Origin of the sequence: Rhodopseudomonas sp. AAP120, assembly GCF_001295845.1 — a bacterium.
GTDB lineage: Bacteria > Pseudomonadota > Alphaproteobacteria > Rhizobiales > Xanthobacteraceae > Rhodopseudomonas.
The window spans coordinates 1-8841 of the sequence record NZ_LJIC01000122.1 but is presented as its reverse complement, the minus strand read 5'-3'; the positions used below and the strand labels follow the sequence as shown (position 1 = coordinate 8841).

The 8841-nt window shown below is 65.7% G+C and carries 11 protein-coding genes and 1 tRNA gene; 5 read left to right on the top strand and 7 right to left on the bottom strand.

Annotation, left to right across the window (positions count from 1 at the left end; genetic code table 11):
- Nucleotides 1-59 precede the first annotated feature (59 nt).
- Both queA and tgt read left to right on the top strand, forming a co-directional pair.
- Nucleotides 60-1142, top strand: coding sequence for a tRNA preQ1(34) S-adenosylmethionine ribosyltransferase-isomerase QueA (gene queA, locus IP86_RS18750; protein WP_082364094.1), 1083 nt, complete (start codon nt 60-62; stop codon nt 1140-1142).
- Nucleotides 1139-2284 (top strand): tRNA guanosine(34) transglycosylase Tgt, encoded by a 1146-nt coding sequence (tgt, locus tag IP86_RS18745; protein WP_054163950.1) that lies wholly within the window; start codon nt 1139-1141, stop codon nt 2282-2284. Before queA ends, tgt begins: the two co-directional genes overlap by 4 nt.
- Nucleotides 2285-2304: 20 nt before the next feature.
- Here the strand turns inward: tgt and IP86_RS18740 are convergent, their stop codons facing one another.
- Entirely contained in the window at nt 2305-2520 is a 216-nt protein-coding gene (locus IP86_RS18740; protein ID WP_054163949.1) for a hypothetical protein, read from the bottom strand.
- Nucleotides 2521-2825: 305 nt separating this feature from the next.
- Here IP86_RS18740 and IP86_RS18735 point away from each other — a divergent pair, with 305 nt between their 5' ends.
- Nucleotides 2826-3068 carry a BrnA antitoxin family protein gene (locus IP86_RS18735; protein WP_054163948.1) on the top strand — a complete coding sequence of 81 codons (243 nt, stop codon included), beginning with the start codon at nt 2826-2828 and terminating at the stop codon, nt 3066-3068.
- A gap of 40 nt (nt 3069-3108) precedes the next feature.
- On the opposite strand, the gene IP86_RS18730 is transcribed toward IP86_RS18735, so the two are convergent.
- Complete coding sequence (locus tag IP86_RS18730; protein WP_054163947.1) at nt 3109-3990, bottom strand: DMT family transporter; 882 nt, start codon at nt 3988-3990, stop codon at nt 3109-3111.
- A 186-nt stretch (nt 3991-4176) separates the two neighbouring features.
- Here IP86_RS18730 and IP86_RS18725 point away from each other — a divergent pair, with 186 nt between their 5' ends.
- Nucleotides 4177-4578, top strand: coding sequence for a RidA family protein (locus IP86_RS18725; protein WP_054163946.1), 402 nt, complete (start codon nt 4177-4179; stop codon nt 4576-4578).
- A gap of 84 nt (nt 4579-4662) precedes the next feature.
- Entirely contained in the window at nt 4663-4866 is a 204-nt protein-coding gene (locus IP86_RS18720) for a hypothetical protein (RefSeq protein ID WP_054163945.1), read from the top strand.
- A 9-nt stretch (nt 4867-4875) separates the two neighbouring features.
- Here the strand turns inward: IP86_RS18720 and IP86_RS18715 are convergent, their stop codons facing one another.
- The 5 genes from IP86_RS18715 to IP86_RS18690 form a co-directional block, all read right to left on the bottom strand.
- Nucleotides 4876-6192 carry a phenylacetate--CoA ligase family protein gene (locus IP86_RS18715; protein ID WP_054163944.1) on the bottom strand — a complete coding sequence of 439 codons (1317 nt, stop codon included), beginning with the start codon at nt 6190-6192 and terminating at the stop codon, nt 4876-4878.
- Nucleotides 6193-6260: 68 nt separating this feature from the next.
- Nucleotides 6261-7046: a MetQ/NlpA family ABC transporter substrate-binding protein gene (locus tag IP86_RS18710; RefSeq protein ID WP_054163943.1), complete on the bottom strand. Its 786-nt coding sequence runs from the start codon at nt 7044-7046 to the stop codon at nt 6261-6263.
- 236 nt (nt 7047-7282) lie between these two features.
- A complete protein-coding gene (locus IP86_RS18705) occupies nt 7283-7474 on the bottom strand; it encodes a hypothetical protein (RefSeq protein ID WP_054163942.1) in 192 nt (63 codons plus the stop codon).
- A gap of 580 nt (nt 7475-8054) precedes the next feature.
- Nucleotides 8055-8306: a hypothetical protein gene (locus tag IP86_RS18695; protein ID WP_054163940.1), complete on the bottom strand. Its 252-nt coding sequence runs from the start codon at nt 8304-8306 to the stop codon at nt 8055-8057.
- A 160-nt stretch (nt 8307-8466) separates the two neighbouring features.
- Nucleotides 8467-8542: transfer RNA gene (locus tag IP86_RS18690), tRNA-Lys, on the bottom strand.
- Between the last annotated feature and the right edge of the window lie 299 nt (nt 8543-8841).

Below are 8841 nucleotides of genomic sequence, written 5' to 3'. Positions count from 1 at the left end.
CCCTCACCCCGACCCTCTCCCCGCAAGCGGGGAGAGGGAGCACGCCGTGCAGACCCCAAATGCGCACCGACCTGTTCGACTTCGATCTGCCGACCGACAACATCGCGCTGCGGCCGGTGTCGCCGCGCGATGCTGCGCGGATGCTGGTGGTGCGCCCGGGCGCGGTGCTCGAGGATCGCATCGTGCGCGATCTGCCGGCGCTGCTTGCCCCCGGCGATCAGCTGGTCGTCAACGACACGCGGGTAATCGCCGCGCAGCTCGCCGGCCGCCGCATCGGCCGCGCCACCGAGCCGAAGATCGACGCGACGCTGATCAAGCGGCTCGACGGCTCGCGCTGGCAGGCGCTGGTGAAGCCCGCCAAGAAGCTCAGTGAGGGCGATGTGGTGCGGTTCGGCCATGACGGCCGTGTCTGCCTGCTCGGTCATCTCGACGCCACCGTGGAGGCCAAGGGTGACGCCGGCGAGGTGACGCTGAGCTTCAGCTTGCACGGCCCGGCGCTCGACCAGGCGATCGCCGAACTCGGCGCCACGCCGCTGCCGCCCTATATCGCGTCCAAGCGCGCCGCGGACGCGCAGGACGCGGCCGACTACCAGACCATGTTCGCCGCCAACGAAGGTGCCGTCGCGGCGCCGACCGCCGGGCTGCACTTCACGCCCGACCTCGACGCGGCTTTGGCGACGCGCGGCGTGGCGTTGCACCGGGTGACGCTGCATGTCGGGGCCGGGACGTTCCTGCCGGTGAAGGCCGACGACACTGCCGAGCACAAGATGCATGCCGAGTGGGGCACGATCAGCAAGGCCACCGCCGACGCGCTCAATACGGCGCGCACGCAGGGCGGCCGCATCGTTGCAGTCGGCACCACCTCGCTGCGGCTGCTGGAGAGCGCCGCGCGCCCCGACGGCACCATCGCGCCGTTCGCCGATGAGACGTCGATCTTCATCACGCCAGGTTATCGGTTTCGCGCGGTCGATATCCTGATGACCAATTTCCATCTGCCGCGCTCGACGCTGTTCATGCTGGTGTCGGCGTTCTGCGGGCTTGAGACGATGCAGGCGGCCTATCGCCACGCGATCGACTCCGGCTATCGTTTCTACTCCTATGGCGACGCCAGCCTGCTGTTCCGGGAGCCAGTCTCCGTATGAGCGTGCCCAACCATTTCGAACTGCTTGGCACCAACGGCGCGGCGCGTACCGGCCGGCTGACCACGCCGCACGGCGTGGTGCGCACGCCCGCCTTCATGCCGGTCGGTACTGCCGGCGCGATGAAGGGGCTGCACTGGCGCGAGGTGCGCGACGCCGGCGCCGATATCGTCCTGGGCAACACCTATCACCTGATGCTGCGTCCGGGCGCAGAGCGGATCGCCGCGCTCGGCGGACTGCAGCGCTTCACCACCTGGAACGGCCCGATGCTGACCGACAGCGGCGGCTTTCAGGTGATGTCGCTGGCGCAGCTGCGCAAAGTCACCGAGAAGGCGGTCACCTTCCGCTCGCATATCGACGGCGCGGCGATCGAGCTGTCGCCCGAGCGCGCTATCGAGGTCCAGCTGCTGCTCGGCAGCGACATCGCGATGCAGCTCGACGAGTGCGTGCGGCTGCCGGCCGAGCACGCCGATATCGACCGGGCGATGCAGCTGTCGCTGCGCTGGGCCGATCGCTGCAAGCGCGCCTTCGAGAGCGCGCCGCAAGGGCATATGCTGTTCGGTATCGTCCAAGGCGGCGACGTGCCGGAGCTGCGCCACGCCTCGGCGCGCGGCCTGATCGAGCTCGGCTTCCACGGCTACGCGATCGGCGGCCTCGCGGTCGGCGAGCCGCAGGAGGTGATGCTGGCGATGATCGAGGAGGCGGCGCCGATCCTGCCCGCCGACCGGCCGCGCTATCTGATGGGCGTCGGCACGCCCGAGGACATTCTCGAAGCGGTGGCGCGCGGCATCGATATGTTCGACTGCGTGATGCCGACGCGGAACGGCCGTCACGGCGTCGCGTTCACGAAATTCGGTCCGGTCAATCTGCGCAACGCCCGCCACGCCGACGATGCGCGTCCGCTGGACGAGACCAGCGACTGGCCCTCGACCCGCAATTGCTCGCGCGCCTATCTGCATCATCTGATCAAGTCGGGAGAGACGCTCGGCGCGATGCTGCTGTCCGAGATCAACATCGCGTATTATCAGCACCTGATGCGCGACATCCGTGCGGCGATCGCGGCAGGCACCTTCGAACAATTTCGCGCACAGACGCGGGAGAATTGGGCGAGAGGCGACATCGCGCCTCGCGAGAGTGCGTCATGACGACGCCTGGTGCGGCGCGATCAGTTGCAGGCGAAACGCTTCACCGCATGCTTGGTCACGAAGCCGTAACCACAGGTGTCGCAGGTCCACAGATAGCTGATGACGTTTTCGGTGAGATACGCCGAGGCTTCGGCTGCGATCATCGAATCGGCGCAGACCGGGCAGGCCGGCAGCTCGCAACCACGCGGAGCCGGACGAGGGGTATTGGTCGACAGGAACTCAGCGAGCGCTGGCATCGTGACCTCCTCAACATCCAGTGGGGCTGATCTTCCGAGTTGCACGAACTATACACCTGGAACTCTGACGATGTCGCAACAGAAATACGTTCGTTTCGAGAAATTCGTTTCTGCGATGCAGCGCTTGCACCGCAGCGGCGCGACGTCGCAGCTCCGCTGCGTAGCGACTGCGCAATCTGGGCATTCACGCGGCACGCCGTCGTAAACAGTTAGTTACCAATCGGGCGCGCATTGTTCGAGTTCGTCCGTTGCACCATCGTCGATCCGTCAGCGCCGCTGACTAACCATGCGCCGAAGAGGACACCATGTCTCAACCGCCACGCCGTCCACGCACTCTGAACGATGCCCGCAGTGAAGCCGAAGCGGCTTTCAAGAAGGTGACGACCAAGCCGGTCGAAACGCCGGTGGTGAAGCGGCCGGCGCTGCCGGGCGTCAAGGAGATGGTGTCACTGCGGATCGATCAGGACGTGCTCGAACATTTCCAGTCCGACGGTCCAGGCTGGCAGGATCGTATCAACGCGGCGCTGCGCAAGGCCGCTGGGCTGTAATCGGCAATGGGCTGTAATCGGCGCCGACCCGGCGGAGCGCTTACTGCGCTTGCTTGCTGACCGGAGCCCGCGGCGCACTGCGCAAATTCAGCAGGTTGCCGCACAGGATCAGCGCTGCGCCCAGCACGGTGTAGAGGTCGAGCCGCTCGCTATAGAGCAGCCAGCCGGCGGTCGCGGTCAGCGGCACGCGCAGGAAGTCCATCGGGATCACGATGGTGGCGTCCGCGTAAGTCAGCGCCCGCGCCATGCAGTAGTGCGAGAACGTGCCGCAGAACGCGATGACGACGATCCAGCTCCAGCCGATCGTCGACGGCCACTGCCAGACATAGATCGCCGGCAGGAAGCCGAGTGCCGACTGGATGACCAGCATCCAGAACATGATGGTCAGCGTGCTGTCGATGCGGGTCAGCGACTTCACGAGGGTGATCGAAATCGCGAAGCCGAACGCGGCAGCCAATGCGACCAGCTGTCCGGGCTCGACCGAACCGGTGGCGGGGCGCACGATGACGATCACGCCGATTAGGCCGAGCAGCACCGCGGTGATCTTGCCGGCGTTGAGGCGCTCGCCGAGGAAGATCGCCGCCAGGATCGCAATCCAGATCGGCATGGTGAATTCGATCGCCACCACCTGACCGATCGGGATCATCAGCAGCGCCGCGAACCAGCAATACTGCGCGGCGTAGTGCACCACGTTGCGGCCGATATGCGACCACGGCCGCGTGGTTCCCATCGCGGCGAAGCCACCGGCGGTCCGGATCAACGGGTAGAGCATCAGGAAGCCGAGCGTCGAGCGCAGTTCCATCACCTGGAACAGATGCAGCTCGCGCGCGGCTTCGCGTCCGGCAACGGCGATGATCACCATCAGGCCGAGCCAGCCGGCCATCCACAGCGCGGCCATGCTCTTCGAAGGGTGTCGGGTCATGGGCGGTTTGTTCTGCTGTTCTGATCGCCGCGGCGTTTCCGCCTGCTGTATCGGCGACCGTGCCGCGCTTGGCAACCGCTGCGGGTATGCGCGCGGTTGATTTCCGCCATGTCCTGTGTCCCGATGGGCAGATCTTCAAATGCCAAGGGCCGCGGCAGTCGGCTCGTCAAAACGGGAGAGATTTGGATGCGGACCTTGCAGCCAGCGGATTGGGCCAAGCCGAAGGGCTTTTCGCACGGCGTCGCCTTCATCGGGCCCGGGCAGTGGCTGGTGCTCGCGGGCCAGACCGGCACCAACGATCAGGGCGAGTACGAATCGGACGATCTCGCCGTTCAGGTCGGCGCCGCGCTGAAGCGCGTGGTGACGCTGCTGCGCGAGGCCGGGGCGGGGCCGGAGCACATCGTGCGGTTGACCTGGTACCTGACCAGCCGCGAGGAATACGCCGCCGCGGGTCCTGGCATCGGCGCGGCGTGGCGCGAGACGCTGGGCCGGCATTTCCCGCCGTCGACGCTGCTGTACATCTCAGGCTTGGTCGATCCCCGCGCCAAGGTCGAGATCGAGGTCACGGCGTTCGTGCCGGCGCGCTAGGCCGATCCCGGACGACCTCAGCGGGCCTTGCAAGCCCGGCGGGTTTCAGCCAACAAGCCCGCCAGCTTGCAAGGAGTTCGATCCATGACCCAGCGTTCAACCTCGGCCGATTTCGTCCACGGCTTCGCCACCGGCTGGCCGGAGAACCAGCCGGAGGTGATGATCCTGTCGCTGACCACCCAGAAGGGCGTGCAGGACTTCGCGATGACCAAGGAGCAGGCGCTGCTGGTCGCCAAGACCATCAAGCGCACCGCGATGCAGCTCGCGGCGCCGAAGCAGCAGGCCTAAGCGGACGCCTCAGCTCCACACGCCGCTGCGGCGATCCTCGACGCGCTTGGCCTTGTGGGTGGCGCGCGGCAGCGTGTCGGGTTGCAGTACCGACACCGCGGCCGAGACGCCGGTGACGGCCTTGAGCCGGCGGCCGAAGCGGTCGGCGAGGTGCTCCGGCGCGCCGTTGTAGCCGCGGATATGCTCGACCTCGACGGTGAGCCGGTCGAGATGATTGATGCGCTCGACCACCAGCCGATATTCGCCGGTGAGCTCGTGGTCCTGCCGCGCCACCGCCTCGACGTCGCTCGGGAACAGGTTGACGCCCTTGATGATCAGCATGTCGTCGCGGCGGCCATGGACGCCGTTGAGCCGGATCGCGGTGCGGCCGCAGCGGCATGGCTCCGGATTGAAGCTGACGATGTCGCCGGTGCGGAAGCGGATCATCGGCCGCGCCGCCTTCTGCAGCGTGGTCAGCACCATCTCGCCGCGATCGCCCGGCTTCACCGGCTCGCCGCTGTCCGGATCGACGACTTCGACCAGGATGTGATCCTCGGCCCAGTGCAGCCCGTCCTTCTGCTCGCACATTCCGGCGCAGGAGCCGAAAATGTCGGACAGGCCGTAGTAATCATACACCGAGGCGCCCCACAGCTGCTCGATGCGGTCGCGCGTCTCCGGGATCGAGCCGCCGGGCTCGCCGGCGACGAAGATGCGGCGGACGCTGAGATCCTTGCGCAGGTCGTAGCCTTCCTTGACGGCGGTTTCGCCGAGGTACCAGGCGTAGGACGGTGTGGTCCAGATCACCGTCGCCTGGAATTGCCGGATGATCTGCAGCAGCCGCTCCGACGGCAGCGTACCGGCATGGATCGTCAGCGCGCCGAGCTTCTGCGCGCCGAGCACGCAGGGGCCGCCGATGAACAGCGAGAAGTTCAGCGAGTGCACATAGCGGTCGGAGGGCCGCATCCCCGACGACCAGAATTGCCGCGCCTCGTAGTCGATCCAGCCGTCGAAATCGGCTTGCGTGAACGGCGAGGCGGTCGGCACGCCGGTCGAGCCGGACGACGCCGAGATGTAGACGATGTCGCGCTCCGGCACCGCGACGAGATCGCCGAATGGCGGCACCGTGGCCTTGTCGATCAGCGGAAAGCGGCGGATGTCGTCGAGTGATTTGATTTCGCCGGGCGACACCTTGGCGGCGTCGAACGCGGCCCGATAGGCCGGCGAGCCGGCATAGGCGTGGGCGACGTGCTTCTGCAGCAGCGCGAGTTTCTGGGCGTCCCAGTCGGCGCGCGACTGGGTTTCGAGCTTGGCGTCCCAATACGGACGGTCGTCGGCGGCGTGTGTCATGGTGGAGGTCCTGAACGCAAACCGGCCGCGCAACGGCGGCCGGTCGCAGGTGTGAGGCGAGGGAGCTGTTACCAGGTGGTGAGAATGGTGCCGTTGAAGCGCTGCTCGGTGAAGGCTTTGACTTCCGGCGAGCGATAGATCTCGACGAACTTCTTCAGCACCGGATTGTCCTTGTTCTTGGCGCGCACCGCGAACACCAGATTCCAGTTGCTGTCGGCGCCCTCCAGCAGCAGCGCAGATTTCGGGTCGAGCCCGGCGCTGAGCGCGTAGTTGAGGTTCACGGCCGAGAAATCGAGGTCGTTCAGCGAGCGCGGCAGCTGCGCCGCGTCGAGTTCGACGATCTTGATCTTCTTGGGATTGTCGGCGATGTCGGCGATCGTCGCCTTGATGCCGATGCCCGGCTTCAGCTTGATCAGCCCGGCCTTCTCGAACAGCTGCAGCGCGCGCGCGCCGTTCGATGGGTCGTTCGGAATCGCCGCGGTGGCGCCGTCCTTGATGTCGGCGATGCTCTTGACCTTGTTGGAGTAGATTCCGATCGGCACGATGATGCTCTTGGCGATCGAGACGATGTCGTAGCCGCGCTGCGCCACCTGATTGTCGAGATAGGGCTGGTGCTGGAAGTTGTTGATGTCGAGATCGTCCTGCGCCAGCGCCGCGTTCGGCACCGTGTAGTCGGTGAATTCGGTGATCTTCAGCTCGATGCCCTGCTTGGCGGCGATGTCGCCGGCATAGCGCAGGATCTCCGCATAGGGGCCGGCAGTGGTGCCGATGCGGACCACGTCGTTGGCCCAGGCGGGAGAAAACGCCGACAGCGCGGCGAGCGCCGCAGCGGCGAATGCGAACTTCCGTGTCATGTGATGCGAACCTCGGGTGATGACCATCGGGGTGGTCATGGTGGATGGAAACTACAAGCCGCCACAGCGTGCGGCCATTTCGAATTCGGCCTCGAAACGAGGCTGATGTTTTCCCGGCGATGGCGCCGGGAGATTTTCGTTTTGCGGGAGTGCGGCGTGCGCTTCGGACGGGTCGCCGGGCTTCGTAGAGCTCCGGCACGACCTGCCCTTGTCAGCGCTGATGCGCGGCGCAGGGCCTATTGCAGCCGCGGACGGGCTTCCTTCGCGCAACGTGTCGCCGCCTTCTGGGCCGCGATCAGCGAGCCGAATTCCTGGCGCTCCAGGCTGTTGAAGTCGTGGTGCGAGGCGAAGAAGCAGTAGTTGCGGCCGTCCCGGACGACGATGCCGGCGGTGCGCGAGTGAACTTCAATGACGTAAGCGTCGGACATGAGTGCTCAACTGGCCAAGCCAGTGCCTCCTGAGAATCCTGATGATCGGTGATGAGAAACGTGCTGGATCGCGCCGGCGTCAGCCGAGCGTACAAGGACAGCAAAAACACCGCGAGGAGGAGGGGGCCAGTCCGGCCGAGGTCATCAGCTGCGGCGCAGCGATCGAAACGTTGATCTTTGCGGCACCGAGTGTCGAGACGTCAGAGTGTGAAGCAATGCTCTTCATGAGCCGGTCTCCAAGTAACAAGGAGCCCACGACCATGTCGTGGCGCTTTAGCGATTAAACCCGCGGCGCAAGCTGCTCCGTCAAATCCCGCGATCCGACCCCAAACGAGATCGAACGAGCAAACTCTGCCAGACGCGGCCGGCAAGTCAACGCACGCTGAAAAATAAGGTCGATTTGCCTTGGCGGCGTTTCGTCATGAAACGGCGTGTGCGAGGCGGGGAGCCCAACGAGGAAAATGTGCTGCTCTGCAACTACGAGCGCATCGCATCAGCGCCCGACTCGTGCGGCACATTGGTTACGAGGCGCGCGGGCGCGTCGATCATGCGGTCCGAAAGGCCAGAGCGCGTCGGCCTGTCAGGTCGTCCACCGATACAGCAGCGCAATGCCGAGCGCGATCGCCAGCCAGATCGCCCCGTATTTCAGCCAGTTCGCCGACGCCCCGCGCCGGAACAAGCCCCGCCCGATGAAGAGCGCCAGCGCCATCAGCACCGCTGTGCGGATCACCAGGTCGGACTCGAACAGGCTGCCGGAGTAGACGCCGTCATTGACGATGGCCGCCACGCCGGCGACGACCAAAATGGCTAGCAAAGCCCAGAGCACTCCCATCCTCCTCCGGATTTTCTCAGATAGGAGATGGCAAGGATGCGGCTCGAAAGCGATGTGTCAGAACGAAGCTTGTGCGCCTGTCGGACACGCGGCGCGCCAACAATCACAGAGGCATTAGCCTAGGCGGCGATCCGCAGTCATCTTGCTAAAATGGATTTCATGGTGAGCGCGGAGGGACTCGAACCCTCGACCCCATGATTAAAAGTCACGTGCTCTACCGGCTGAGCTACGCGCTCACGTGGGGGGCTGTGTAGGGGGCGGGGGCGCGCGGGTCAATAGGCCGGGAGCGGGCGCGGTTCCATGTTTGGGCCGGATTGGCCCGTTTGCACAGGGATTTGCGGATGGATGCTCATCCGGCGACGCAGCGGCGGAAATGCACGGCGGAGGCTGTGGTTGTGCTGAAGACGCGAATGGCCGGGACGAAGCCCGGCCATGATGCGTCGAGAGGCTTGAACGCTCCCCGGTGCCGGACCGCACCTTGCGTTTCGGAAAGGCCCGAAGCTGGGCAGCATCAACAACAGGCGGCGTAGGGCGG